24 protein-coding genes are annotated in these 25,675 nt (G+C 71.4%); 14 read left to right on the top strand and 10 right to left on the bottom strand.

Features of this window, described 5'->3' with window-relative positions:
- The first annotated feature begins 71 nt into the window (after positions 1-71).
- The gene (locus ACZ60Q_RS31220; protein ID WP_469640993.1) at positions 72-1,859 is read left to right on the top strand and encodes a cell division protein PerM; all 1,788 of its coding nucleotides are present in this window, start codon (positions 72-74) and stop codon (positions 1,857-1,859) included.
- On the opposite strand, the gene ACZ60Q_RS31215 is transcribed toward ACZ60Q_RS31220, so the two are convergent.
- Entirely contained in the window at positions 1,849-2,889 is a 1,041-nt protein-coding gene (locus tag ACZ60Q_RS31215; RefSeq protein ID WP_469640922.1) for a hypothetical protein, read from the bottom strand. The genes ACZ60Q_RS31220 and ACZ60Q_RS31215 overlap by 11 nt on opposite strands.
- Positions 2,890-3,150: 261 nt before the next feature.
- Here ACZ60Q_RS31215 and purN point away from each other — a divergent pair, with 261 nt between their 5' ends.
- From purN to ACZ60Q_RS31200, 3 genes are all read left to right on the top strand, one after another.
- The gene (gene purN / locus ACZ60Q_RS31210; protein ID WP_469640921.1) at positions 3,151-3,807 is read left to right on the top strand and encodes a phosphoribosylglycinamide formyltransferase; all 657 of its coding nucleotides are present in this window, start codon (positions 3,151-3,153) and stop codon (positions 3,805-3,807) included.
- Complete coding sequence (purH, locus tag ACZ60Q_RS31205; RefSeq protein WP_469640920.1) at positions 3,794-5,347, top strand: bifunctional phosphoribosylaminoimidazolecarboxamide formyltransferase/IMP cyclohydrolase; 1,554 nt, start codon at positions 3,794-3,796, stop codon at positions 5,345-5,347. Before purN ends, purH begins: the two co-directional genes overlap by 14 nt.
- A gap of 287 nt (positions 5,348-5,634) precedes the next feature.
- A complete protein-coding gene (locus ACZ60Q_RS31200) occupies positions 5,635-7,179 on the top strand; it encodes a DUF2079 domain-containing protein (protein WP_469640919.1) in 1,545 nt (514 codons plus the stop codon).
- Positions 7,180-7,322: 143 nt separating this feature from the next.
- On the opposite strand, the gene ACZ60Q_RS31195 is transcribed toward ACZ60Q_RS31200, so the two are convergent.
- A complete protein-coding gene (locus ACZ60Q_RS31195; protein ID WP_469640918.1) occupies positions 7,323-7,943 on the bottom strand; it encodes an RDD family protein in 621 nt (206 codons plus the stop codon).
- 219 nt (positions 7,944-8,162) lie between these two features.
- On the opposite strand from ACZ60Q_RS31195, the gene ACZ60Q_RS31190 reads away from it, so the two are divergent.
- The 4 genes from ACZ60Q_RS31190 (at position 8,163) to ACZ60Q_RS31175 (ending at position 12,717) form a co-directional block, all read left to right on the top strand.
- Positions 8,163-9,044: a bifunctional methylenetetrahydrofolate dehydrogenase/methenyltetrahydrofolate cyclohydrolase gene (locus ACZ60Q_RS31190; protein ID WP_469640917.1), complete on the top strand. Its 882-nt coding sequence runs from the start codon at positions 8,163-8,165 to the stop codon at positions 9,042-9,044.
- Positions 9,045-9,067: 23 nt separating this feature from the next.
- A complete protein-coding gene (locus ACZ60Q_RS31185; protein WP_469640916.1) occupies positions 9,068-9,751 on the top strand; it encodes a DUF3017 domain-containing protein in 684 nt (227 codons plus the stop codon).
- A gap of 524 nt (positions 9,752-10,275) precedes the next feature.
- Positions 10,276-11,439, top strand: a complete 1,164-nt coding sequence (locus ACZ60Q_RS31180; RefSeq protein WP_469640915.1) for a helix-turn-helix domain-containing protein — start codon at positions 10,276-10,278, stop codon at positions 11,437-11,439.
- A gap of 288 nt (positions 11,440-11,727) precedes the next feature.
- Positions 11,728-12,717 (top strand): malate dehydrogenase, encoded by a 990-nt coding sequence (locus ACZ60Q_RS31175; RefSeq protein ID WP_469640914.1) that lies wholly within the window; start codon positions 11,728-11,730, stop codon positions 12,715-12,717.
- A gap of 80 nt (positions 12,718-12,797) precedes the next feature.
- Here ACZ60Q_RS31175 and ACZ60Q_RS31170 read toward each other — a convergent pair whose 3' ends face one another.
- Positions 12,798-13,313, bottom strand: coding sequence for a carboxymuconolactone decarboxylase family protein (locus ACZ60Q_RS31170; protein WP_469640913.1), 516 nt, complete (start codon positions 13,311-13,313; stop codon positions 12,798-12,800).
- A gap of 273 nt (positions 13,314-13,586) precedes the next feature.
- On the opposite strand from ACZ60Q_RS31170, the gene ACZ60Q_RS31165 reads away from it, so the two are divergent.
- Positions 13,587-13,853 carry a GntR family transcriptional regulator gene (locus ACZ60Q_RS31165; RefSeq protein ID WP_469640912.1) on the top strand — a complete coding sequence of 89 codons (267 nt, stop codon included), beginning with the start codon at positions 13,587-13,589 and terminating at the stop codon, positions 13,851-13,853.
- Positions 13,854-14,818: 965 nt separating this feature from the next.
- Here ACZ60Q_RS31165 and ACZ60Q_RS31160 read toward each other — a convergent pair.
- The 3 genes from ACZ60Q_RS31160 to ACZ60Q_RS31150 all read right to left on the bottom strand — a co-directional run bounded on the left by ACZ60Q_RS31160 (position 14,819) and on the right by ACZ60Q_RS31150 (position 15,900).
- A complete protein-coding gene (locus tag ACZ60Q_RS31160; protein ID WP_469640911.1) occupies positions 14,819-15,253 on the bottom strand; it encodes a glycine-rich domain-containing protein in 435 nt (144 codons plus the stop codon).
- Positions 15,254-15,406: 153 nt separating this feature from the next.
- Positions 15,407-15,757, bottom strand: coding sequence for a hypothetical protein (locus tag ACZ60Q_RS31155; RefSeq protein WP_469640910.1), 351 nt, complete (start codon positions 15,755-15,757; stop codon positions 15,407-15,409).
- An 11-nt stretch (positions 15,758-15,768) separates the two neighbouring features.
- Positions 15,769-15,900: a hypothetical protein gene (locus tag ACZ60Q_RS31150; RefSeq protein WP_469640909.1), complete on the bottom strand. Its 132-nt coding sequence runs from the start codon at positions 15,898-15,900 to the stop codon at positions 15,769-15,771.
- A gap of 238 nt (positions 15,901-16,138) precedes the next feature.
- Here ACZ60Q_RS31150 and ACZ60Q_RS31145 point away from each other — a divergent pair, with 238 nt between their 5' ends.
- Positions 16,139-17,359 (top strand): helix-turn-helix domain-containing protein, encoded by a 1,221-nt coding sequence (locus ACZ60Q_RS31145; RefSeq protein WP_469640908.1) that lies wholly within the window; start codon positions 16,139-16,141, stop codon positions 17,357-17,359.
- A gap of 194 nt (positions 17,360-17,553) precedes the next feature.
- Here ACZ60Q_RS31145 and ACZ60Q_RS31140 read toward each other — a convergent pair whose 3' ends face one another.
- The gene (locus ACZ60Q_RS31140) at positions 17,554-18,438 is read right to left on the bottom strand and encodes a hypothetical protein (protein ID WP_469640992.1); all 885 of its coding nucleotides are present in this window, start codon (positions 18,436-18,438) and stop codon (positions 17,554-17,556) included.
- Between the two features lie 153 nt (positions 18,439-18,591).
- Here ACZ60Q_RS31140 and ACZ60Q_RS31135 point away from each other — a divergent pair, with 153 nt between their 5' ends.
- Together ACZ60Q_RS31135 and ACZ60Q_RS31130 are read left to right on the top strand one after the other, a co-directional pair.
- Positions 18,592-18,864, top strand: coding sequence for a hypothetical protein (locus ACZ60Q_RS31135; protein ID WP_469640907.1), 273 nt, complete (start codon positions 18,592-18,594; stop codon positions 18,862-18,864).
- 5 nt (positions 18,865-18,869) lie between these two features.
- Positions 18,870-20,057: a glutathionylspermidine synthase family protein gene (locus ACZ60Q_RS31130; protein ID WP_469640906.1), complete on the top strand. Its 1,188-nt coding sequence runs from the start codon at positions 18,870-18,872 to the stop codon at positions 20,055-20,057.
- 54 nt (positions 20,058-20,111) lie between these two features.
- Here the strand turns inward: ACZ60Q_RS31130 and rocD are convergent, their stop codons facing one another.
- Positions 20,112-21,317 carry an ornithine--oxo-acid transaminase gene (rocD, locus tag ACZ60Q_RS31125; RefSeq protein ID WP_469640905.1) on the bottom strand — a complete coding sequence of 402 codons (1,206 nt, stop codon included), beginning with the start codon at positions 21,315-21,317 and terminating at the stop codon, positions 20,112-20,114.
- A 237-nt stretch (positions 21,318-21,554) separates the two neighbouring features.
- Between rocD and trpS the strand changes: the two genes are divergently transcribed.
- On the top strand, positions 21,555-22,613 hold the full coding sequence (gene trpS / locus ACZ60Q_RS31120) for a tryptophan--tRNA ligase (RefSeq protein WP_469640904.1): 1,059 nt from the start codon (positions 21,555-21,557) through the stop codon (positions 22,611-22,613).
- Positions 22,614-22,736: 123 nt separating this feature from the next.
- Complete coding sequence (locus ACZ60Q_RS31115) at positions 22,737-23,336, top strand: 2'-5' RNA ligase family protein (protein WP_469640903.1); 600 nt, start codon at positions 22,737-22,739, stop codon at positions 23,334-23,336.
- Between the two features lie 95 nt (positions 23,337-23,431).
- Here ACZ60Q_RS31115 and ACZ60Q_RS31110 read toward each other — a convergent pair whose 3' ends face one another.
- Positions 23,432-24,187, bottom strand: a complete 756-nt coding sequence (locus ACZ60Q_RS31110) for a decaprenylphospho-beta-D-erythro-pentofuranosid-2-ulose 2-reductase (RefSeq protein ID WP_469640902.1) — start codon at positions 24,185-24,187, stop codon at positions 23,432-23,434.
- An 89-nt stretch (positions 24,188-24,276) separates the two neighbouring features.
- Positions 24,277-25,641, bottom strand: a complete 1,365-nt coding sequence (locus tag ACZ60Q_RS31105; RefSeq protein ID WP_469640901.1) for an FAD-binding oxidoreductase — start codon at positions 25,639-25,641, stop codon at positions 24,277-24,279.
- Positions 25,642-25,675 lie beyond the last annotated feature (34 nt).

The raw sequence follows: 25,675 nt of genomic DNA, 5'->3' as shown, positions 1-25,675 counted from the left end.
CGACACAGCGGCTGTTCGCGCGTTACGCGAAATAGGCGCGTGTCGTTGGCAGCATGGGCCGCGTGACCCAAATGACGCAAAGCAGCCCGAAGGTGACGGTCGAGCGGAACCGCACCCTGGCCCTGGCCGCCGCCCTGGTGAGGGGAATCGTCGCCGCCGGGCTCGGCCTCGGGTCGCTGACGGTGCTGGTCATGGTGGTGTGGATCAGCTCCCCGTACCCCGACAGCGGACCGGGCGGGGCGCTGCGCGCGGCGGCCGGGGTCTGGTTGCTCGCGCACGGCGCGGGACTCGTGCGGCCCGACACCCTGAGCGGCGTTCCCGCCCCCGTCTCCGTGGTGCCGCTGCTGCTCGTGGTGGGCCCGGTCTGGCTGGCGCACCGCGCGGCGCGCGATGCGGCGGAGCCGGAGGAGGGACGGTCCAGGCCTTCACGCGCGGGCGCGTTCTGCGCGGTGACCGCGGGATACCTGCTGGTCGTGGCGGGGGCGGCGGCCTGTGCGCGGGGCGGTTCGCTGCGCCCGGACCCGGACACGCTGGTGTTCCCGGTGGCGTTGGTGGTGGCCGGTGCGGCGGCGGCCGGAGTGTGGACGGCGGCCGGGCGGCCACTGTGGCCCCTGCCGTCCTGGTCGCCCCTGGTGCTTCAGGAGGCGATCGTACGGACGCTCTACCGTGACCGGGCCGAGGCGGTGTGCCGGTCGGCGGCGGCGGGCGTGACGGTGCTGCTCGGGGGTGGTGCGCTGCTGGTCGCGGTGGCGCTCGGCCGGAACGCGGGGTCGGCGCGGGACACGTTCCTGGGGCTCGCGGGCGACTGGTCGGGACAGTTCGCCGTGCTCCTGCTTGCCGCCTCGCTCGTGCCGAACGCCGCACTGTGGGGAGCGGCGTACGGGCTCGGTCCCGGCTTCTCGCTCGGTACGGGAGCCACCGCCACCCCGCTCGGCCTCGACGGGACCCCGGCGGCGCCCCACTTCCCCCTGCTGGCGGCCTTGCCCGACCAGGGGCCGGGCTCCCTGCTGAACGGGGCGGCCCTGGCGGTGCCGGTGGCGGCCGCGCTGGTGGTCGCCTGGTTCACCGCCCGCAGGGCCGCGCCCGCCGACTCGCCTCGTGGTCAGGCGTGGAGCCGGCGCGAGACGGTGCTGGTGACGCTGCTCGCCGCACTGGGGTGCGGTGCCGTGACGGCGCTGCTCACGGCGGTGGCCGGTGGGTCGCTCGGCACCGGCGCGCTGAGGGAGTTCGGCCCGGTCTGGTGGCTGGCAGGTCCGGCGGCGCTGGCGTGGACCGCGGGCATCGGCGTACCGGCGGCCCTGCTGCTGCGCCTGTGGCGACTGCGTACCCCGGGCTGGGCCTGGCGCAGGGACGTACCGGAGGCGGAAGAGCTCGCGGCGACAGCGATGGCGACAGTGGCGGCGTCGGCGAGGGTGGCGACCGAGGAGAAGGCGGCGGCGGAGGCCGTCATCGGGCGTCCGCGCCGCTGGTGGGCGCCGTGGCGTGGGCGGGCAAGGGCGGTGGGCGCGTGCGGCGGTACGGTGTCGGCCGGTGCCGGAGCACCCGCCGCTTCCTCGGTTCCGGCCCCCGGGGCGGCCTCCGAAACGGCCCCCGACGCTTCGGTCGGCGCGGCCGGGCCGAGGGTGGGACGGGGCGACGCGGGGTTCGAGCCGTACGACTTCCTGCCGACCGACCCGTGGCACGAGAAAGACTTCAGGGAGGCCCGTTGGGCCTCCCTGAAGCGGGGTTCCGGCGGACTGATGGCCGAATTCCCCGCTGGTCCCGCTGGTCCCGCCGATGCCGCTGGTCCCGTTGGGCCCGCCGATGCCGCCGCGGGTCGTCCCGCGCCGGAGCCGGACCGCCCGGGGCCTACTTCTTGACGCCGAAGAGCGGCTCCAGCGGCTTCGGCAGCTGGTCGTTGCAGGCCAGCGCGCCCGTCTTGGTCAGGGCGTCGTTCACGCAGGTGTAGTAGTCGCGGTAGACGAGCTGCACGGTGAACGTGGTCGCCACGATGAGCAGCGCCAGCAGGGCGGTCACCAGGCCGCTCACCGCCGCAGTGGTCTGCTGCCTGCTGCTGACGCTCTTCGGCGCGGCGGGCGTGGGCGCGGTGGGCGAGGCTCCGGAGACGTCGCCCGCTGTGGCTCCCGTGCCGGTCCCGGCAGCGCCGGTGGCGCCCACCGCCGTCCGGTCCGTCGCGGAGGCGCTCTTCAGCGGGGTGCGGAGCGCGCTGATCGCCCAGTACGTCGAGAGCGCGCCCAGGAGCAGCGCGAGATCCGGGAGGTCGAAGAGGGCGAAGAAGAAGGCCCACATACCGCCGAGCACCGCGTAACGGGCGCGCCGCTGTGCGGGGTCGGTGGGGTCCCAGCGCAGTCCGCCCGCACCGCCGCGTTCGCTTCCGCCCTTGCCTCCAGGGCCGCCGGAGCCGTTCCCGCCGGGGCGGCCGCCGAAGCCGCCGTTGCCCCGGCCGGGCTGTTTGCTGCTCCACTGGCCGCCCCACGACGGGCGGTCCCCGTCGGAGCCGTTCCCGTCGGACCCACCCTTCCCGTCCGACCCGTTCGACCCCTCCGGCCTGTTGGACCCGGCGGGGCGGCGCGGCCGCCACGGCTGGTCCGGACGGTCCGCGGGCGGCGCGGCGAACGGGTTGTCCTCCTGGGGCTTCGCGGCGGAGCCGGAGGCCGGTGCGGATTCCGGGGAGGAATCCGGCGAGGAGTGACCCGGCGACGAGGAATCCGGTGACGAGGAATCCGGGGAAGGAGGGCCCGACGACGAGGGGCCCGGGGACGAGGAGTCCGGGGACGAGTGACCCGAGGACGAGGAGTCCGGCGAAGAGGGCCGGCCTTCCCGCATCAGCGGAGCGGACCGCTCGGACAGGGGAAGGCGGAAGGCGGTGCGACGGCGTCGGTCCGGCATGTGGTGAACGTCTTCCCCATCTCGTCATGTCCGCCCGTAGGGCGGTTCGTCCGCCCGGTGGACGGCTCGCTGTCCCCTGACGCTACCTCCCGGTCACGCCCCCGTCCCGTGGGGGCCGTCGGGTGTGCCGGTATCGTTGCTGACGGTCGGCCCGTTCGTAGGGTTCCCCGTATCGGGCGAAGCGATATTTTCGTACGACCCTACAAAGAGCATGCCGCACCTGAGTCACCATGCGGTCATCACGTGAGAAAGGGCCCCGACGTGGCCTCCCCGCCCCCCTCCGCCTCTCCTGCCCGGCTGGTCGTGCTGGTCTCCGGATCCGGTACGAATCTCCAGGCGCTGCTCGACGCCATCGGCGACGACACGGCGGCGTACGGAGCGCGGGTCGTCGCGGTCGGCGCGGACCGTGACGGGACCGGCGGCGTGGAGCGCGCGGAGCGGGCCGGAATCCCCACGTTCGTGTGCAAGGTCAAGGACCACGCGACCCGCGCCGAGTGGGACGGGGCGCTCGCCGCGCAGGTCGCCGCGTACCGCCCGGACCTCGTCGTCTCCGCCGGTTTCATGAAGATCGTCGGTCCGGCGTTCCTCGCGGCGTTCGGCGGCCGGACCGTCAACACCCACCCCGCCCTGCTGCCCAGCTTCCCCGGTGCCCACGGAGTGCGTGACGCCCTCGCGTACGGCGTGAAGGTCACCGGCTGCACCGTCCACTTCGTCGACGACGGCGTCGACACCGGTCCGATCATCGCGCAGGGCGTGGTCGAGGTGACCGAGGAGGACACCCCGGAGGGTGAAGCCGCCCTCCATGAACGGATCAAGGAAGTCGAGCGCTCGCTGCTCGTCGAGGCCGTGGGGCGGATCGCCCGTGACGGCCATCGCATTGAGGGACGAAAGGTTCATCTCGGTCATGTCGGTGAATAAGCCCATCCGCCGCGCTCTGGTCAGTGTCTACGACAAGACGGGGCTCGAAGACCTCGCCCGCGGTCTGCACGAGGCGGGCGTCGAACTCGTCTCCACCGGCTCCACCGCCGGAAGGATCGCCGCCGCCGGAGTGCCGGTCACCAAGGTCGAGGAGCTCACCGGCTTCCCCGAGTGCCTGGACGGCCGCGTCAAGACGCTGCACCCGCGCGTCCACGCCGGCATCCTCGCCGACCTCCGTCTCGACGCCCACCGCGAGCAGCTCGCCGAGCTCGGCGTCGAGCCCTTCGACCTGGTCGTGGTGAACCTCTACCCGTTCAAGGAGACGGTCGCCTCGGGCGCCTCCGACGACGAGTGCGTCGAGCAGATCGACATCGGCGGCCCCTCGATGGTCCGCGCCGCCGCCAAGAACCACCCGTCGGTCGCCGTCGTCACCAGCCCCGGGCGGTACGCCGACGTCCTGGCCGCCGTCGCCACGGGCGGCTTCGACCTCACCGCCCGCAAGCGGCTGGCCGCCGAGGCCTTCCAGCACACCGCCGCCTACGACGTGGCCGTCGCCTCCTGGTTCGTGGACGGCTACGCCGCCGCCGACGATTCGGGCCTGCCCGAGTTCCTCGGGGACACCTTCACGCGCAAGAACGTCCTGCGCTACGGCGAGAACCCGCACCAGCCCGCCGCGCTCTACACCTCCGGGGGCGGCGGTCTCGCCGAGGCCGAGCAGCTGCACGGCAAGGAGATGTCCTACAACAACTACACGGACACCGACGCCGCCCGCCGCGCCGCCTACGACCACGCCGAGCCCTGCGTCGCGATCATCAAGCACGCCAACCCGTGCGGCATCGCCGTCGCCGACGACATCGCGACCGCGCACCGCAACGCACACGCCTGCGACCCGCTCTCCGCGTTCGGCGGCGTCATCGCCGTCAACCGCCCGGTGACCGTCGAGATGGCCGAGCAGGTCGCGGAGATCTTCACCGAGGTCATCGTCGCCCCTGCCTACGAGGACGGCGCCGTCGAGGTGCTGGCCCGCAAGAAGAACATCCGCGTGCTGCGCGCTCCCGAGGCCCCGACCGGCGCGTTCGAGGTCAAGGCCATCGACGGCGGCGCGCTGCTCCAGGTGGCCGACCGCCTCCAGGCCGAGGGCGACGACCCGGTCAACTGGACCCTCGCCACCGGCGAGGCGCTCTCCGAGGCCGAACTGAAGGAGCTGGCCTTCGCCTGGAAGGCGAGCCGCGCCGTCAAGTCCAACGCGATCCTGCTCGCCAAGGACGGCGCGTCGGTCGGCGTCGGCATGGGCCAGGTCAACCGGGTCGACTCCGCGAAGCTCGCCGTCGAGCGGGCGGGCGAGGAGCGGGCGCGCGGGGCGTACGCCGCCTCCGACGCCTTCTTCCCGTTCCCCGACGGCCTGGAGATCCTCACGGCCGCCGGCGTCAAGGCCGTTGCCCAGCCCGGCGGGTCCGTCCGCGACGAGCTGGTGATCGAGGCCGCGAAGAAGGCCGGCGTGACCATGTACTTCACCGGTACGCGCCACTTCTTCCACTGACCGGGTCCTCTGGCAGGGACCACTGACCGGGACCACTGACCGGGTCCTCTGGCAGGGACCACTGACCGGGACCTCTGGCAGGGACCTCTGGACAGGGCTTCTGACCAGGGCCGCTTCCGCCGACCGGACCCGAGGCCGCACCCGACACGGGGTGCGGCCTCGGCCGTGTCCGTCGCACGGAACCGGCTCGCCGTTCTGTTCTAATGAACGGCCGTATCCCATGAGGTAACGGATGAACATGGCGTGTCCGATGAGCGGCCGTGGAATCCCTGGCGGGAGCAGTCACCGTGCTTGAGCTGAACAAGAGTGGAACGGACCGGTCGGGACCGGGACGCCTGCCCGCCCAGGACCCGGGGCCCGACGCCGCTCCGGACGCCCGCCCGGCGGACGGCTCCCCGAGTGCGGGCGAGGCCCTGGCCGCCGAACGCGTACCCCTGCGCCTCTACCTCGTCGCCGGCGCGATCCTGTGCGCGCTCTACTTCCTCTACTCGTACTTCCAGTACAGCCGCTTCGGCTCGCCCTCCTGGGACCTGGGCATCTTCGAGCAGGAGGTCCGGGCCTACGCCAGGTTGGACGCCCCGGTCGTCGACATCAAGGGGCCGGGCTATCTGATCCTCGGCGACCACTTCTCCCCGATCGTGGCGCTGCTGGCCCCGCTGTACTGGCTCTGGCCGTCGGCCGAGTCCCTGCTGTTCGCCCAGGCCGCGCTGTTCGCACTGGGGGCGGTCATCGTCGGCCGCACCACCCAGCAGCTTCTCGGCGGGCGCTCCGGGCTCTGCGTCACCGTCGCGTACGGACTCTCCTGGGGGATCCAGGAAGCGGTGAAGGCCGACTTCCACGAGATCGCGTTCGCCGTGCCGCTGCTGGCCCTCGTCTGCCGGGCCCTGCTCCTGAAGAGGTACACGGCGGCCCTGCTCTGGTCGCTCCCGCTCGTCCTGGTCAAGGAGGACCTGGGCGCCACCGTGGCGGTCGTCGGCTTTCTGCTCTTCGTCCACGGCCGCCGACTCCAGGGCGCACTCCTCGCCGCCTTCGGGGTCGCCGCCTTCGTCGTCACACTCACGGTCCTCATTCCGGCGGCCAGCAGCGCGGGCACCTACGACTACTGGCAGAAGATCGACAAGGACGGCGAGCGGGACGTCTCGATGCTGGACTCCGTCCTCGGCGTCCTCGACTCCTCCGTCAAGATCGAGATGCTGGTCTTCCTGATCGGCATCACCGCGTTCATGGCGCTGCGTTCACCGCTGACGCTGCTGATCGTGCCCACGCTCGGCTGGCGGTTGCTCTCGCAGGACAGCAACCACTGGGGCATGGTCTGGCACTACAGCGCGATCCTCATGCCGGTGCTCTTCCTCGCGCTGGCCGACGGCGTCCGCCGCAGCCGTGACTCGCGCCGGCCCTGGCTCGCCTCGTACGCGAAGGCCGCCGTGCCCGTCGCCGCCGCGATCGCCGTCGCGATGACCCAGCACCTGCCACTGCGCGACCTGCTGCGCCCGGAGACCTACCGTACCGACGACGCCCGCAGCCAGGCGGCCCGGGCGGCGCTGGACGCCATCCCGGCCGGGGCGCGGGTCGAGACGGACATCACGCTGATGGCCCACCTCACCTCCGACCGGACCGTCTACTGGGTCGGCGGAGCCCCGGGCACCGCACCCGACATCGTCGCCATCAACCTGGACTTCGGCTGGTCCCGCCCGATCCAGGACCCGGTGGCGTACGCCGAGCAGCTGCACCCCGAGGCCCGCTACCGGCTCAAGCACCGGGGCGGCAGCTTCGTGGTGATGGAGCGCACGACACCGGAGCCGGCGGAGATCCCGGGCGTACGGGGCGACTGACCGCGGAACCGGCGCCCGTACGCGCGAAGGGCCGGGCCACGCGTGAGGTCCGGGCCATGCGTGAAGTCCGGCCCGGTACGCGCGAAGGCCGCGCCCGTTCTCACCGGGTGCGGCCTTCCGTACGTGCGAGGTGCTGCGGCGGATCAGTTGGCCTTGACGACCACCGACGAGCAGACCTTGTCCGCGAACGTCTGCTTCTTCGCGTCCCACAGCGGCCACAGCCAGCCGATGTAGCAGGCCATGCTGTCCAGGAAGTGGGCCAGGCGGCGCACGAAGGCCATGCCGAAGCCCAGCGGGCGGCCGTCGGCCTCGCGCAGCAGGCGGATGCCCACGGCCTTCTTGCCGATCGACTGGCCGGTGGTGCCCTCCTGGTACAGCTGCCAGACGGCCACGGCGATGAGGCCCAGGAAGCCGATGACGGCGAGGATCGAGCCGAACGATTCGCCGACCGCGCCGCCGATGATGACCAGGATGTACGGGATCATCATGACGAGCCCGTCGACGATCAGTCCGCCGAAGCGCAGGCCCCAGTGGGCCAGCTCCGGCATACCGCCGTGGCCGGGCTGCTGGCCGCCGTAACCCGGCTGCTGCGGGTAGGCCCCGTACGGCTGTCCGGGCTGCTGCTGCGGGTACCCGTAGCCCTGCGGCGGGACGCCCTGCGGAGCCTGCTGCGGGTAGCCGTAACCGGGCTGTCCCTGCGGCGGGCCCTGGGGCGGCTGGCCGGGCTGCTGCCCGTAAGGGTTGTTCGGGTCGCCGAAGCTCATAAGGGGTGTTCCTTCAACAGGCGTGTGGGGACGAGATGGCCACACGGAGGAAGGACAGCGATCAGCGGCCCGCCCCCCGTACAACCGCGGCCTTCATCGTTATGAGCGGAACCCTTGTTTGTCCAGTCCGGGGCCCCGACGTTGTGCAAGTGCAATGTCCGGTACGGGGGTGGCACCGGCAATTGGTATGCGGGCGGGGTCATCCGGGAGGATGGGCGCATGACTGCCCAGATTCTCGATGGCAAGGCCACCGCTGCCGCGATCAAATCCGATCTGACCGTCCGTGTGGCGGCCCTCCAGGCCCAGGGGATCACTCCCGGCCTCGGAACCCTGCTCGTCGGGGACGACCCGGGCAGCCGGTGGTACGTCAACGGCAAGCACCGTGACTGCGCCCAGGTCGGCATCGGCTCCATCCAGCGCGAACTTCCCGACACCGCCACCCAGGAGGAGATCGAGGACGTCGTCCGGGAGCTCAACGCCAACCCCGAGTGCACCGGTTACATCGTCCAGCTGCCGCTGCCCAAGGGCATCGACACCAACCGGATCCTGGAGCTGATGGACCCGGCGAAGGACGCCGACGGACTGCACCCGATGAGCCTTGGCCGCCTCGTCCTCAACGAGACCGGCCCGCTGCCCTGCACCCCGCAGGGCGTTGTCCAGTTGCTGCGCGCGCACGGCGTGGAGATCAACGGGGCCCACGTCGTGGTCGTCGGACGCGGTGTCACCATCGGCCGGTCGATTCCGCTGCTGCTGACCCGTAAGTCGGAGAACGCCACGGTGACCCAGTGCCACACCGGGACCCGGGACCTCTCCTCCCACCTGCGGCAGGCCGACATCATCGTCGCCGCCGCCGGTGTGCCGCACCTGATCAAGCCGCAGGACGTGAAGCCGGGCGCGGCGGTGCTCGACGTCGGCGTCAGCCGGGACGCGGACGGCAAGATCGTCGGCGATGTGCACCCGGGGGTCCGCGAGGTGGCCGCCTGGGTCGCCCCGAACCCGGGGGGCGTCGGCCCGATGACGCGCGCGCAGCTGCTGGTCAACGTGGTCGAGGCCGCCGAGCGGGCCGCTGCCGAGGCCGCCGACGCCGCTGCGACGGGCTGACGGCCGGAACCGGAGGGAACCCCATGGGTGCTGGTACGAGTCCGGCCGACCCCGCCCCCGCGGGCCGGGCGGCGGACGAGCCACGCGAACCGGACGTGCGGGACGGGCGGGACGGGTCCACCGGGTCCGCCGGACCGGACCCGGCCGCCACGGATGCCACGGCCCCGGGCACGGACACCACCACGTCCACGTCCACGGCCCCGGGCACGGACACGTCCACGTCCGCGTTCACGGACACCGCAACTTCCACCGCCACCGACGCGTCCACGTCCACGTCCACGGACGGGGTCGTGGCCGACGGTCCGCCTCGCCGGTCGCGGCGGTTCCCGCGGTTCACCCGGGACACCGCCCGGCCCGAGGGTGGGGGCAGGGCGGCGTCCGGCGACGCGCCCGCCCCGGCCCGGCAGTGGCCGCTGCTCACCGTGCTCTGCGCGGCGGGCCTCGGACTGCTGATCGTGGTGCTCGACCCGTTCAGCCAGGCGTTCCGCGTCGGAACGATCCTGATCGGTGGCGCCCTGATCACCGGGGGCGTGCTGCGCTGGGTGGTGCCCTCGGTCGGGATGCTGGCGGTACGTTCCCGCTTCACCGACCTGGTCACGTACGGGCTGATGGGCACGCTGATCGTGCTGCTCGCCCTGGTCGCACAGCCCGCGCCGTGGCTCGACGTGCCGATCCTGGAGGACGCGGTCCGCTTCACGATCCGCTAGTGGGCGGTCGCGTCCCGATCAGGTCCGTGGTGCCCGTCCCCACCCCCGAGGAGGGACGGGCACCACGGCGGAACGGGGCAACCGGGTGAAAGGCCCGGATGTATGGCGAAATGGGCTGCCTTACCCCGTCGCGATTCTAGTGTCATGGACATGAAAGACCGGAGCAAGCGCTCACTTGTGGCCCGTGGCGCGGAAGTGACCATTCCGGCGCGGTGTGATCGCCGCGCAACGATGGCAGACTGGCACCGCGCGCAGAGCGGCACGGAGCAGGCGGAGCAGAGGCCGGCGCGGAGTTCGGGGCACGAGAGACCACGCGCTCCGTCCCGAACGCCCGTCCCGAACGCTCCCGTGCGTCTCCTCGTCAGGAACTGACACCCTGGCTCCGCGCATCCTCGTGGGTAGTCCTGCTGACGGTCCGGACCGGACGGACGGCGGACGGGCCGGAGGATGCGCGGACCGGGGGACCGGCCGCAGCGAGGCACAGCAATGACGTCCGGGGGACATGAGGGGGGAAGGGAAGCACCATGCCTCGTTGGAAGGCACTGCCCGAAGAGCTCGACCCGCAGATCAGGGAGTTCGCCAGCCAGTTGCGCAGGCTCGTCGACCGCAGCGGGCTGAACATCAACGCGGTGGCCGACCGCACGGGTTACAGCAAGACGTCCTGGGAGCGGTATCTCAACGGGCGGCTGCTCGCCCCGCGCGGAGCCGTCGTGGCCCTCGCCGAGGTGACGGGCACTCCGCAGCACCACCTCACGACCATGTGGGAACTGGCGGAGCGGGCCTGGAGCCGGGCCGAGATGCGCCACGACATGACGATGGAGGCCATCCGCATCACACAGGCCCGTGCCGCGCTCGGCGAGCCCGGCACGACGGCTCCCGACGCTCCGCCCCGCGACGCCGCCGTTCCCGACGGTCGCGGAGCCCCCGCCCACGGGGCGTACGGCCAGGGACCGGGCGGCCACGCGACCGGCGGCCACGAGCCGGGCGGTTACGGGACCGACGCCTACGGGCCGGGCGGTTACGGGACCGACGCCTACGGGCCCGGTGGTTACGGGACCGACGCCTACGGGCCCGGCGGCCCTGACGCGACGCGTCCGCCGTCCGTGCCCCACCAGCGCGGCAGCGCACCGGGGGTGACCCGGCCGCCGCAGGGCGGCCGACGGATGGGCCGCAACGCTGCGGGCAAGACCCCAGGAGGCCGGAAGAAGGGTGCCATGCTCGCCGTCGGGGCCGTCGGCGCCCTGATCGTCGTGGTCGGCGCGGTGCTGCTCGCACCCGGCGGCGACGACACGGCCAAGGCCACCCCGCCGCCGTCGGCGGCGCCCACCGAGGCTGCTCCGGAGCTGCCCGTGGGCGTCGAGTGCAGCGGCGCGGACTGCGCCGGGCAGGACCCCGAGGCGATGGGCTGCGGCGGCGAGTTCGCCCGTACGGTGGCCGGCGCCGTGGTCGGCGGCAGCAAGATCGAGGTCCGCTACAGCGAGGTCTGCTCCGCCTCCTGGGCCCGGCTCACCGAGGCGGCCATCGGCGACACCGTGCGGATCACCGCCGGCGAGGGAACACAGAACGGCGAGGTCATGGGAGACACCGACGCGTACACCCCGATGGTCGCGGTGAAGGGGGCGGCGGACGCGAAGGCCTGCGTGACGCTCACCTCCGGAACGAAGGGGTGCACCGACCCGGGCGAGTGACGACCGCGCGGGCGGGCGTTCCCGCCCGCGCCGCCCCCCCCCATGGACCGCGCCGCCCGCGTCGCTCGACTCCGCCCGCGCCGCTCCCCGCGGCCCGTGCGTGCGGTGCGTGACCGGCTGTGTGCGGTGCCACAGGGGGGCGGGCGGTCCGGCCCGGCCGGGTCCGATAGCCTGAACGATGGATATCTCTTCACGTCAAGATTCGTCGGGGCGCGGAGGGCGTCCAGCACCAGGGTCCGGCACCAGGGGCCGGAACCCCCACCGCCAGCTGTCTAAACGGAGACCGCCATGACCCGCACTCCCGTGAATGTCACCGTGACCGGCGCCGCCGGCCAGATCGGCTACGCGCTGCTCTTCCGCATCGCCTCCGGCCACCTGCTCGGCCCGGACGTGCCGGTCAACCTGCGCCTCCTGGAGATCCCGCAGGGCCTCAAGGCCGCCGAGGGCACCGCGATGGAGCTCGACGACTGCGCCTTCCCGCTGCTGCGCGACATCGAGATCACCGACGACCCGAACGTCGGCTTCGCCGGTGCGAACGTCGCCCTGCTCGTCGGCGCCCGCCCGCGTACCAAGGGCATGGAGCGCGGTGACCTGCTCGCCGCCAACGGCGGCATCTTCAAGCCGCAGGGCAAGGCCATCAACGACAACGCCGCAGACGACATCAAGGTCCTCGTCGTCGGCAACCCGGCCAACACCAACGCGCTCATCGCGCAGGCCGCCGCCCCGGACGTACCGGCCGAGCGCTTCACCGCGATGACCCGGCTGGACCACAACCGCGCGATCTCGCAGCTGGCCGCCAGGACCGGCGCCGCCGTCTCCGACATCAAGAAGCTGACGATCTGGGGCAACCACTCGGCCACCCAGTACCCGGACATCTTCCACGCGGAGATCGCCGGCAAGAACGCGGCCGAGGTCGTCAACGACGAGGTGTGGCTGGCCGACACCTTCATCCCGACCGTCGCCAAGCGCGGCGCGGCGATCATCGAGGCCCGTGGCGCGTCCTCGGCCGCCTCGGCCGCCAACGCCGCCATCGACCACGTCCACACCTGGGTCAACGGCACCGCCGCCGGCGACTGGACCTCGATGGGCATCCCGTCGGACGGCTCCTACGGCGTCCCCGAGGGCATCATCTCCTCGTTCCCGGTCACCACGAAGAACGGTGTCTACGAGATCGTCCAGGGCCTGGACATCAACGAGTTCTCCCGTACGCGCATCGACGCGTCGGTCAAGGAGCTCACCGAGGAGCGCGACGCGGTCCGCGAGCTCGGCCTCATCTGACCCGCACCCGCGATACGTCGAGCGCCCTCGGCAGCACCTGCTGCCGGGGGCGCTTCCGCGTGCCGTCCGGGGCCCGGCGGTCAGCTCGTGAAGTCGCCGGGCGTGTAGTGCCCGGGAGTCAGGCGACCGGTGACGCCGAAGCGGTTCCAGGCGTTGATCACGGTGATGGCCGCGATCAGCTGGGCCAGCTCGGTCTCCTCGAAGTGCCCGGCGGCCTCCGCGTACACCTCGTCCGGGACGAAGCCGTCGGTCAGGACGGTGACCGCCTCGGTCAGGGCGAGCGCCGCCAGCTCCTTCGGGGTGTAGAAGTGCTGCGACTCCTTCCAGGCGCTGAGCTGGACGATCCGCTCGACGGACTCGCCCGCCGCGAGCGCGTCCTTGCTGTGCATGTCCAGGCAGAACGCGCACTGGTTGAGCTGCGAGGCGCGGATCTTCACCAGCTCGACCAGGACGGGGTCCAGGCCTTTGCGGGCGGCGATGTCGAGCCGGACCATCGCCTTGTAGACGTCGGGGAGCAGCTGGGAGACGGAGATCCGGGGCGGATGCTCGGGGGCGAGGCCGGACGGGGCGTGGTGGTGCTCGTGCGTCGAGGTCATGAGGACGACGCTACGGCCCCGATGGCACCCCGGCATGGTCCATCGGCATGACGGACTCCTGGGCCACTTTCTGCGCGGACCTGCATCTGGAACCGGTCGGCCAGGGGCTCCGCAGCGGGCTGATGGAGGCGTTGCGGGAGGTGGTGCGCCCCGGCCGCCTGGCCCCCGGCACCCGGCTGCGGTACGGCGTGGTCAGGGCACGCGTAGAGGGTTCTTCCGGGGCCGCTGCTGCTCTGTATCCAGCGGACCGGAACCGGGGCGCACGCTTCCCTCATGAGTCCGAGCATCGACTACGAAGCCCCGAAACCGCCGTATCAGCAGATCGCGGCGGAGATCATCCGGGAGATCGAGTCAGGCACCCTCGCCGTGGACCGCCCGATCCCCTCGGAGTCCTCATTGATTCAGCAGTGGGGCGTGGCACGGGACACTGCCCGCCGCGCGGTCCGGCATGTGCGGGAACTCGGGTACGTCTACACCGTGCCGCAGCGAGGCACCTACGTACGCGACCGCAGCGAGGACGAGCACCAAGGCGTGCAGTAGCCCCCGCCCGTGTGCCACGGGGGCACAGCACGCGAACGGGCCCGACCTATAGGACCCTGGACAGCTCTCTGCACACTTCGGTGGCAGTTGGTCGTTCCGCTGGTCGTCGAAGCATCATCGCCCCGATCAGTGGCCCCAGTGGCCCGGGGATTTCGACGGACCGGTTGGGTCCGTCCGCGATAGCTTTTCGCTGGTCTCGACGGTCTGCGTCATCGGGGTAGGCGACGTGCCGCCTGCCCGTGACGCTGATGAACAGCGACGCACCGAGTGCGTATACATCCGATTCACGCGTAGGGATGGCGAAGCCGGTTTGAAGCACGCTTCGGGCGATCTCCGGTGCCTCATAGTGGACAAGGCACCCACGGTAGGCAAAATCCAGGCCGCTGGGAATGTGCCCTCCCTGAGCTAAGGCTAGGTCGATGAGATAGGTCCCCGTGCTCCCCATGATCAGGTGGGCAGGCTGAACATCACCGTGGACCCAACGCCTTCGGTGCAGCTCTGCCAGTGCGGCCGTGCATGACAGGACCTCGCGTAGGTCCGGCTGCGGTGCCAGTTCGGCACGGTGGGGCTTCCAGAGTTCGTAGAGGCTGACTCCGGAGCGCCACGGCTGAGCACCCCATGTTCCGCGTTCCCACGTGCCGGTGAAGTGGGCTTCCACGGTGAGTTGACGAAGTACAGCGATTTCGCGACCAGGGGCAAGAGATGTCCACGGATGCGTTTCGGTGGGGTAGCCCACTTTCACAGCGAAGAACTTGTCAGGGGTTCGGACTTCCCAAAGCGTTGTGCCGCGCCGATTCATGATCAGGCGCTGACCCTGCGGGTTGAGCGCTTCCGCTGCGGAAGCAGGAAGTTCATACGGGCCGGGCTGGACCATACTCATACCTTTCCACGGCGGAGCCGACTCCCTCGGCAAGGGGGCCGGCTCCGCTCACTTCACGGGCCGGAGGGTACCGGCCGAGGGCGGGCTAGTAGTCGCGCCCGTCATCGGCGTCGCACTGCGCGGCATTCTCGCCGTTCACGGTCCACAGGTCGTCCAGGACCATGAACCCTGTGGCTTTCATGGCGTGCGCGGTTGCCTGCACCTCACTCAGGACCCTTCCCCCCGTCCCAGGGCGCGGGTTGTGTTCCAGGAAACGGCCCGCGTACGTCTCGCAGAACTCGCGGTACGCGGTGGTGTGCAGGATGAACGCGTGGAACGCGTCGTCCACGTCGTCACTCGGCACCATCTTGACCGTGGCGGTAGCGACCGTGGCGACAAAGGCAAGCGCCTGATCCGCCGCACGCTCCGCCCTGTCCCGGCCCTGGCCGAAGTGCATCACGGTGAAGTCCACGATGCTGTCGAAGAGTTCCGGCTCGACCAGTGAGCGGCCGGTCCGCAGCTCGGTTTCGGTTGCCGTCATTCTGTGTTCCTCCTTGGATGAGTGGAGCACCCTTTGCGGGCTACCCGCTCCGTCGCAAGCGGGGGCAAAACCGGTTGGCCACCGCCGAAAGCAGCCAACCGGAGTGGTGCCCGCTCTCTGCCGCAGCGCGCGTCATGTGGCAGAGAGCGGAGTTCAAGGGATCTGTGTCCGACAGTGCGAACCTTGCGAAGGGAATTCGCGCTTCGGCTCCGCATCGACCTGAGCGGTGGCAGTGAGGTCATGCAGCCGCTGAAACTCCTCGGTATGGTCCCGGAGTTCTGCCGCGATTGCCTCGGCATCCTTGAGTCGAAGTTTGCCGAGGTCGATGACGTACGGGTCCGCAACGGAAGTACAGTTGTGGCAGACCTCCGAAACTCCCATGCCGTCCAGGTCGACGTCGTAAGGGATCGAAGCGTTGACGAGCGCAACGCCCGCTGCAACTGCCTTGATGCGGTCCCCGTCGTCGAGGTGTTCGGGGCCAACTGAGTGGCCTTCGTTCTTCATGCCCCGCGCGGTCACCGCTTCGCTCGCCGCTTGGTTCCCTGCGGGTCGGCGCAGTCGATGTGCCGGTAGATCGTGATGGGGGTTGCGGACTGCCGCTCGATCTCCCCGCGTCGGCACCGCTCCAGCGTCTTGATCGGCTTCATGCAAGACGGGCACGTCTCACCCGAGGGGGCGAACGTTGTGTACTCCCATTGCCGCGCGTCCGTGTCTGCCGTGGTCGGGTTCGTCATGGCCACCATCCCGTCAAGTCCGCTACTTCCGTTGGGCGTTGACCCAGAGAGGCGCGGCCAGGTGGTGGGTGCCACGGCAGAAAGGCCGCAGTCCTGCCGCACTGGCTACGCTGACCAGGGCAGACGCATTCCCGAGAGGAGACCGGCCACGATGACCAGCAGGCGGCGGAGGTTCGCGGATCTCCGGAAAGCGCGCGGATTCAGTCAAGAGGGATTCGCGGAAGCGGTCGGCGCTGACCGGTCAACAGTCCAGCGCTGGGAGAGTGGGCAGACCGACCCCCAACCCTGGCAACGCCCGAAGATCGCAAAGACACTGTCGATCACAGCGGGCGAACTGGATGCTCTGCTCGTGCCTGACGCCTACGCCCCGCCACAGAATCGCACCGGTTGGCTCGCTGTCGCACCCTCGAATAGTGACGATGAGTTCGACGCGCTTGAATTGGCCCGGCGTGTATCGGCCAGCGACGTAGGCAAGGAAACGCTAGGTCGTCTTGAATTTTCATTCGATGAACTGGCCATGAAATACCCAGTGTCCCCGCCGCAAGACTTGCTCGAAAGAGTAAGGAAGCACTCCTCGTATGTGACCCATCTGATGGATGCGCGCATGACTCTTGCGGAACAACGTCGCCTTTATGTTGTCGGGGGATGGTTCCAGCTATTGGGTGCCACTCTTCATATCGACCTGAACCAGGAACACGCTGCGATAGCTCGTTTGCAGACGGCGGCCACTCTTGCGCAGCACGCGGACCATCGAGAAATCGAAGCATGGTGCTACGAGACTGACGCTTGGCGAGTACTCACGGACGGCGACTACACCCGCGCGCTGGAACTCTCCCTGATTGCGCAGGAACTGGCACCCGCGGGAACGTCGGCCGCCATCCAGGCAGCAGCGCAGGAGGGGCGGGCGAGAGCGCGACTCGGGGAAGAAGTCGAAACGTACGCTGCCATTGGACGGGTTCAGCAGATGTCTGGCGCACTGGTCGCCCGCAAGGGTACGGAGCACCACTATCAGTACGATCCCGGTAAGGCGCTGGCCTATACGGCAACGACGCTGGCATGGGTCGGAGATCCCGCAGCGGAGAACTATGCGCGGCAGGTAATTGCCCGGCTTGCTCCCGCCGACGATGTGGAGAAATGGCCGCGCCGAGTGGCCTCTGCAAATATCGATTTGGCCCTCGCGCTGCTTGGTGGCGACCGACTGGATGAGGCGTGCAACGCGGCACAGCGAGCCATACTGTCCGGTCGTATCGTTCCATCGAATCACTGGCGTGCGCTGGAAGTTGTCAGGGCTGTAGAGCGTAAGCAGCTGCCGGAAGCTGCCGATTTGCGGGAAGCATACCAAGGGTTGAATTCGCTCCCGAAGGGGAGTTAGCCAGGCTGGGGAGCCGCGCATGTACGGCAGCCCCGGGAAATGTGCCAGATAATGAGAAAGCCCCGATGGTCGAAACCCTTAAGCAGGTTCGACCATCGGGGGAATTCAGCCTACCCGGTGGGCGCGCTGGATGCCCTGTGCCGGGTGCTTCCCTGAGAGGACCGGGCTCCTCCCAGGGCCTGACCGGGCCCCGGTCAGCGCCTCCCCGGGCCCCCCGGCGCCCGTCCGTCCGGCGGTACGGTCGCGGTCGCGGGTTCCACCTCCGGGGCCTCGCCGAAGCGGGCCAGGGCCAGCGAGCCCGCCACCGCCACCACGAAGCCGATGGCCGCCGGCCAGCCGAAGCCCGGCCGGGTGCCGTCGCCCAGCCACACCACCCCGACCAGCGCCGGGCCGATCGTCTCGCCGAGCACCATGCCGGCCGTCGCGGTGGTCACCGAACCCTGTTGCAGCGCCGAGGTCAGCAGCAGGAACGCGGCCCCGCCGCCCAGCAGCAGCCCGTACAGCGCGGGATCGCTCACCAGCGCGCCCGGTGACAGGTCGTCGATCAGCCGGACCGCCACCTCCACCACCCCGAAGCCGAACCCGGATCCGAGCCCGAGGGCCAGCGCCCGCGCCCTCGCCGGGAGCCGCCCCGCCACCGCGCCCAGCAGCAGCACGCCGAGCGCCACGGCGGGCAGGACCCAGGGCAGCGCGTCCGGGCCCGGGCGGTGGCCCTCCGCGCCGGAGGCCAGGGCGAGCACGGTCAGACCGGTGCAGACCATGCCCACCGCGGCCCACTCCGCCCCGCTCAGCCGGACCGCCAGCAGCCGGGACGAGACCACCGCCGTGACCGCCAGGGACGCGGCGAGCGCCGCGCCCACCGCGTAGATCGGCAGCGAGCGCAACGCGATGATCTGGAGGACGAAGCCGACGCCGTCCAGGGTGAGTCCGGCCAGGTAGCGCCGCTGCCGCAGCGCCCGCAGCAGCAGCGCCGGATCGACGCCCGCTCCCGATTCCGGTCGGGCGGCGGCCCGCGCGGCGATGGCCTGGAGGACGGACGCCGTGCCGAAGCAGACCGCCGCCCCGAGCGCGCAGATCATCCCGAGAAGCACAAAGGGAATCTACCGGGCGGAGGCCGACGCGTCGGCCGCCCGCGGGTTTCGGCCCGGTCGGCCGTCCAACTAATCTGACAAGAGGTCCGGTGGTGAGGGGAAGAGCCGGACCCGAACACCGACCACGGGGGAGAACCGGACATGTCCAAGCGAAGGTTGAGGTCGAGCACGGTCGTGCTCGGCGGCATGGGGCTGCTCGCCCTGACGATCACGTCCTGCGGCTCGGAGCCGGACAAGCGCTGCGCCGACCGCACCACGCGGAAGAGCCTGCCGAGTTCCGAGTGCCGCGGCGGCGGGAACGGTTCGTACTACTACGGCGGCAAGAACGACAGCGGCAAGGTGCAGGGCGGCAGCTTCGACAAGGCGGCCGTCGACCGCGGCGGCTTCGGCTGCTCCGGCTCCGGCGGCGGCTGACCGCCGTGGAACGCCGCACGATCGAGCCGCGCCCCGGCTGGCAGGAGACCGTCGAGTCGCAGGGTGTCGTCTACCCGCTCACCCGATACCCGGACGGCTCACTGCGCCCGTACTGGGACGAGAGCGCCTACTACGTCTTCTCGCTGCCCGAGGTCGAGGCGCTGGAGGAGACCGTCGAGGAACTGCACTCGATGTCCCTGGCCGCCGCCGCGCACATCGTCGAGCAAGAACGCTTCGCCGACCTGGGCATCACCGACCCCCGCCTCGCCGCGCCGGTCGCCGAGTCCTGGCACCGCCGCGCCGAACTGCCGTCCGTGTACGGGCGGTTCGACCTGCGCTACGACGGGAGCGGCCCGGCGAAGATGCTGGAGTACAACGCCGACACCCCGACCTCGCTGGTGGAGGCCGCGAGCGCGCAGTGGTTCTGGATGGAGGACCGGTTCCCCGGGGCCGACCAGTGGAACTCCCTGCACGAGCGACTGGTCGACGCCTGGAAGCGGCAGGCACACCTGCTGCCGCCCGGGCCGCTGCACTTCGTCCACTCCGACGGCGACGAGGCGGGCGAGGACCTGATGACGGTCGCGTATCTGCGCGAGACCGCCGACCAGGCCGGTCTGGAGACGCACGCGCTGTCCGTCGAGGAGATCGGCTGGGACCGGCTGTCGGGCCGGTTCGTCGACGACCGGCTGCGGTTCATCCGCGGCTGCTTCAAGCTCTACCCCTGGGAGTGGCTGGCCACGGACCGCTTCGGCCCCCAGGTGCTGGACACCCTCGACAACGGTGGCTCCACCGGCGCCACCTGCTGGATCGAGCCCGCCTGGAAGATGCTCCTCTCCAACAAGGCGCTGCTCGCGATCCTCTGGGAGCTGTACCCCGGCCACCCGAATCTGCTCCCCGCCTACCTCGACGGCCCTCGCGAGCTCGCCGGACCCGGCGGGGCCGGATACGTGTCCAAGCCACTGCTCGGCCGCGAGGGCGCCGGGGTCGACCTGCACGGCCCCGGCTCCCCGCCCGTCCTGCGCGACGAGCCCTGCTGCTACCAGCAGTTGGCCCCGCTGCCCGACATCGACGGCAACCGGGTGGTGCTCGGTGCGTGGGTCGTCGAGGACGAGGCGGCGGGGCTCGGCATCCGGGAGTCGGCGGGGCCGGTCACGGACGCGTACGCCCGCTTCCTGCCCCACGTCATCCTCTGAACACCACGGGGCCCGTACGGCGGGTACGGGGGCGAGGTCGGGGTCGGGGCCGGCTCAGGCGCTCAGCACCGCCCGCAGCCGGTCCAGGCCCCAGTCCAGGTCCTCCTTGCTGATCACCAGCGGCGGGGCGATCCGGATCGTCGAGCCGTGGGTGTCCTTCACCAGCACCCCCAGCTCCATCAGCCTCTCGGAGATCTCCCGGCCGGTGCCCAGCGCCGGAGCGATGTCGACGCCCGCCCACAGACCCCGGCCACGCACCGTCTCCACCGCGCCGCCGCCCGTCAACAGGCCCAGCTCCCGGTGCAGATGGTCGCCCAGCTCGGCCGCCCGCTGCTGGTACTCGCCGGTCCGCAGCATCGCGATCACCTCCAGCGCCACCGCGCAGGCCAGCGGGTTCCCGCCGAACGTGGAGCCGTGCTCGCCGGGCCGGAACACGCCGAGCACGTCCGCGGAGGAGACCACCGCGGAGACCGGCACAACCCCGCCGCCCAGCGCCTTGCCGAGCACGTACATGTCCGGCACCACGCCCTCGTGGTCCAGGGCGAACGTCCTTCCGGTCCGCCCGAGGCCCGACTGGATCTCGTCCGCGACGAACAGGACGTTCCGCTCACGGGTCAGCTCCCGTACGCCGGGGAGATAGCCGGCCGGCGGCACCAGCACCCCGGCCTCGCCCTGGATCGGCTCGATCAGCACCGCCACGGTGTTCTCGGTCATCGCCTCCCGCATCGCGGTGAGGTCCCCGTACGGGACGATCTCGAAGCCCGGGGTGTACGGGCCGAAGTCGGCCCGCGCCTCCGGGTCGGTGGAGAAGCTGACGATCGTGGTCGTGCGGCCGTGGAAGTTGTCCGAGGCCACGATGATCTTCGCCCTGCCGTCCGGCACGCCCTTGACCCGGTAGCCCCACTTGCGGGCGGTCTTCACCGCGGTCTCCACGGCCTCCGCACCGGTGTTCATCGGCAGCACCGTCTCCATGCCGCACAACGCCGCCAGCTCCGTACAGAAGTCGGCGAACCGGTCGTGGTGGAAGGCCCGGGAGGTCAGCGTCACCCGTTCCAGCTGGGCCTTGGCCGCGTCGATGAGCCGGCGGTTGCCATGGCCGAAATTGAGTGCCGAATACCCGGCCAGCAGGTCGAGGTAGCGGCGGCCCTCGACATCGGTCATCCAGGCGCCCTCCGCCGTGGCCACGACGACCGGCAACGGGTGGTAGTTGTGCGCGCTGTGCGCCTCGGCGGAGGCGATGGCGGTTTCCGTGGTCGACACGGGATCTCCGTTCGTCGTGCGGCGTGGGCGGGGGTGGTGCCCACTTTGTATCGTCGGTCGGAAGCCGCGCCGGGAAACCTCCATCGCCCGGCGCGCCCGCCGTCGCACGCCGGGCGCGCCGAAATGCGCGGTTCGTCTCAGGCGTGCGCTCCCGTGCCCCGGGCCCCTGCGGGTACGCGCCCTCTCCGCCCCGCACCGGCTGCCGGAGATCGCCCCCGTACCTGAGACAATGAAGCCATGGCCTCTGACCTCCCCACCGACCAGCCGCAGACGGGCCGCACCGGTGCGGCCGTACGTCCGCGCGTGCTCTCCGGGATCCAGCCCACCGCGGGCTCGTTCCACCTCGGCAACTACCTGGGCGCGGTGCGCCAGTGGGTGGCGCTCCAGGAGACCCACGACGCCTTCTACATGGTCGTGGACCTGCACGCGATCACGATCCCGCAGGACCCCGCCGAGCTGCGGGCCAACACCCGGCTCGCCGTGGCGCAACTGCTGGCGGCAGGCGTGGACCCGGAGCGCTGCACGCTCTTCGTCCAGAGCCATGTGCCCGAGCACGCCCAGCTCGGCTGGGTGATGAACTGCCTCACCGGCTTCGGCGAGGCCTCCCGGATGACGCAGTTCAAGGACAAGTCCGCCAAGCAGGGCGCCGACCGGGCCACCGTCGGCCTCTTCACCTACCCGGTGCTCCAGGTCGCGGACATCCTGCTCTACCAGGCGAACCAGGTCCCGGTGGGCGAGGACCAGCGCCAGCACATCGAGCTGACCCGCGACCTCGCCGAGCGGTTCAACGGCCGGTACGGCCGGACGTTCACCGTCCCCGCGCCGTACATCCTCAAGGAGACGGCGAAGATCTTCGACCTCCAGGACCCGGCGGTCAAGATGAGCAAGTCGGCCTCCACGCCGAAGGGCCTCATCAACCTCCTCGACGACCCGAAGGTCACGGCGAAGAAGGTGAGGAGCGCGGTCACCGACACCGACACGGTGATCCGCTTCGACGCCGAGAAGAAGCCGGGCGTCAGCAACCTGCTCACGATCCTCTCCACCCTCTCCGGCAGCCCCGTCGAGGACCTGGAACGGAGTTACGAGGGCAAGGGCTACGGTGCGCTGAAAACGGATCTGGCCGAGGCCATGGTGGAATTCGTCACTCCTTTCCGGGCCCGTACCCAGCAGTATCTGGACGACCCGGAGACGCTGGATGCCATCCTGGCCAAGGGAGCGGAGAAGGCCAGGGCCGTCGCCGCTGAGACCCTGGCCCAGACGTACGACCGGATGGGCTTGCTGCCCGCGAAGCACTGAGTCCAAGGACCCTGGCGAGATCATGGCCGTAGGGTCACACTGGCGGCGACGGAACGTGTGGGCCGGAAACCCGGCCCACACGGCATGACCTGAAATCGACTATCGACGGTGGAGGAGAACGACGTGGGGACCGTAACGCTCGGCGTTTCGATCGCGGTCCCGGAGCCCTACGGCAGCCTGCTCCAGGATCGCCGCGCGAGCTTCGGGGACCCTGCCGCCTTCGGCATTCCCACCCACGTCACCCTGCTCCCGCCGACGGAGGCGGAGGCGGCGGACCTGCCGGCTATCGAGGCGCATCTCGACCGGATCGCCGTCTCCGGCCGACCGTTCCCGATGCGGCTCTCCGGCACCGGCACCTTCCGCCCGCTGTCGCCGGTCGTCTTCGTCCAGGTCGTCGAGGGCGCCGCGGCCTGCTCCTGGCTCCAGAAGCGGGTGCGGGACGCCTCCGGCCCCCTGGTGCGCGAGCTCCAGTTCCCGTACCACCCGCACGTCACCGTGGCCCACGGCATCGCCGAGGAGGCCATGGAACGGGCCTATGAGGAGCTCGCGGACTACGAGGCCGCCTGGACCTGCGGATCCTTCGCACTGTACGAGCAGGGCCCGGACGCCGTCTGGCGCAAGATCAGGGACTTCCCGTTCGGCGGCGGCGGCGGGGCGCCCGCGGTCCCCGCCCAGGGCGGTTACACGGTCGACGCCCCGTCGGCCCCGTCGCTGCGGCCCTGAGACCCCCGGGGCCCGCCGGCCCGGCATGATCCGAACGAGGCGAGCGTGCGTGCCAGACGCCGCCAGGCAGGCGGGACTGTCGAAACACGCCCTAGCTAGAAGGGCAGCCGGCGAAACAGCGGGCGCGGGACGTGCCGCAGCGCCGCCATCACCACCCGGAGCGATCCGGGCACCCACACGGTCTCCGAGCGCCGCCGCAGCCCCGTGACGATCGCCTCCGCGACCTCCTCCGGGCCGGTCGCGAACGGCTGCTCCGGCCGCCCCGCCGTGGCCCGGGTCCGGACGAAGCCGGGGCGGACGACCATCACCTGCACCCCGGTCCCCTGGAGCGCGTCGCCGAGCCCCTGCGCGAAGGCGTCGAGGCCTGCCTTGCTGGAGCCGTAGATGAAGTCCGCGCGCCGGACGCGCTCCCCGGCCACCGAGGACAGCACCACCAGCGAACCGTGCCCCTGCGCCTGTAGTGCGCCGGCGCACACCAGCCCGGCGGAGACCGCCCCCGTGTAGTTGGTCTGGGCGACCCGGACCGCGGCCATCGGCTCCTCCTCGTCCCGCGCCTGGTCGCCGAGGACCCCGAACGCCATCAGCACCACGTCGATGTCGCCCTCCGCGAAGACCTTGCCGAGGGCGACCTCGTGGGAGGCGGAGTCCAGCGCGTCGAAGTCGACGGTCCGCACGTCCGCCCCCCGGCCGCGCAGCTCGGCGGCGGCCGACTCCAGGGCCGGGGAGGGGCGCCCGGCCAGCCAGACCCTGCGGGTGCGCAGGGCGATCAGCCGGCGGGCGGTGGTCAGGGCGATCTCGGAGGTGCCGCCGAGGACGAGCAGGGACTGCGGGGCGCCGAAGGCATCCTTCACGGAAATCTCCTGGTCGGATGAGGTGGGGAAGTGGGGGGAGTGGGGGTGGGGTGAGTGATGGGGAGAACGTGCTGGTCGGTGGGGGAGGCCTACAGCCCGAGCCGGCGCGACAGGTCGGAGCGGAACGCCTCCGTCGGGTCCAGCCGTGCCCGCAGCTCCCGGAAGCCCGCCAGCCCCGGGTACATCGCGGCCGCCGCCTCCGGCCGCATCCGGGAGTCCTTCGCCAGGCAGACCCGGCCCCCGGCGGCGGCCACCTCCTCGTCGACCTCGTCGAGGAAGCGGGCCAGGCCCGGCAGGGCCGCGGGCAGATCCAGGGCCAGGGACCAGCCGGGCGCGGCGAACGACAGCGCTCCGGGGTCCGCCGCCCCGAACCGCTGGAGCACGGCCCGCACCGCCGGGCTCCGGCGCGCCGCGATCCGCCGCACGACCCGGTGCAGGGTCTCCTCCTGGCCGTACCCGACGGCGAACCGGTAGCGGACCAGGCCGCCCCGGCCGTACAGCGGATTCGCGTCCGGGAAGGCGTCCGCGGCGTGGAAGAAGGCGGGGACCGTCCGGAGCTCGCCGTTCCGCGCGCGGGGTGCGCCGCGGTAGCGGACCTCGTTGTACAGGGCGGCCGAGGACGGGCCGAGCAGCCCGCCCGGCACCGGCGGCAAGCCGGGGAGCCGGAACCGTCCCCGGGCCCCTCCGGAACGCGAGGAGAGCAGAGTGCGCCCCACGTGCGCCGGGCGCATGTCAGGAGTCGCGAGCTCCCCCCGGGTGAGGATCCCGCGTCCGGTCGCCCGGCCTCGGGCCAGCAGGTCGATCCAGGCGGAGGCGTACGGCAGCCGGTCGCCGCCCGCGGTGAAACGGGCCAGCAGATCGTCCAGGTCCCCGGCGCGCTCGGTGGAGACGGACATCAGCGGAGTCGCCACGCGCCGCAGGCGCAGGGTGGCGCCCAGGATCACCCCGGTCAGCCCCAGGCCCCCGGCGGTCGCGTCGAAGAGGGCGGTGCCCGGCAGCACCGTACGCACCTCGCCGTCGGCGGTGAGCAGTTCCAGGGCGCTCACGTGCCGCGCGAACGAGCCCGAGCGGCGGTGGTCGAGGCCGGGCAGATCGGAGCCGATCGCCCCGCCGACCGTCACCCTGCCGGTGCCGGGGACGACCGGCGGGAGCCAGCCGAGCGGCAGCAGGACCCGCAGCAGCCGCTCCAGGCTCACCCCCGCGTCGCAGCGCACCACGCCGGCGGCGGTGTCGACACCGCCGACCCGGGCCAGGCCCGTCAGGTCGAGCACCGAGCCGCCCGCGTTCTGCGCCGCGTCCCCGGGCGACCGCCCCAGGCCGCGCGCGATGACACCCCGGGGCCCGCGCCCCCGGACGACGGCGGACGCCTCCTCGTACGTACGGGGGCAGAACCGCACGGCGGTCGTCGGGGCGGTACGGCCCCAGCCGGTCAAGGACACCGTGTCGACGGACATGAAGGTGACCGTATCGTCCGGGAAATCCCCTTCG

It is taken from the genome of Streptomyces sp. NPDC104313, from assembly GCF_055583985.1.
Note: the sequence above shows the minus strand (reverse complement) of the source record. Positions and strands in the feature narration are given on the sequence as shown.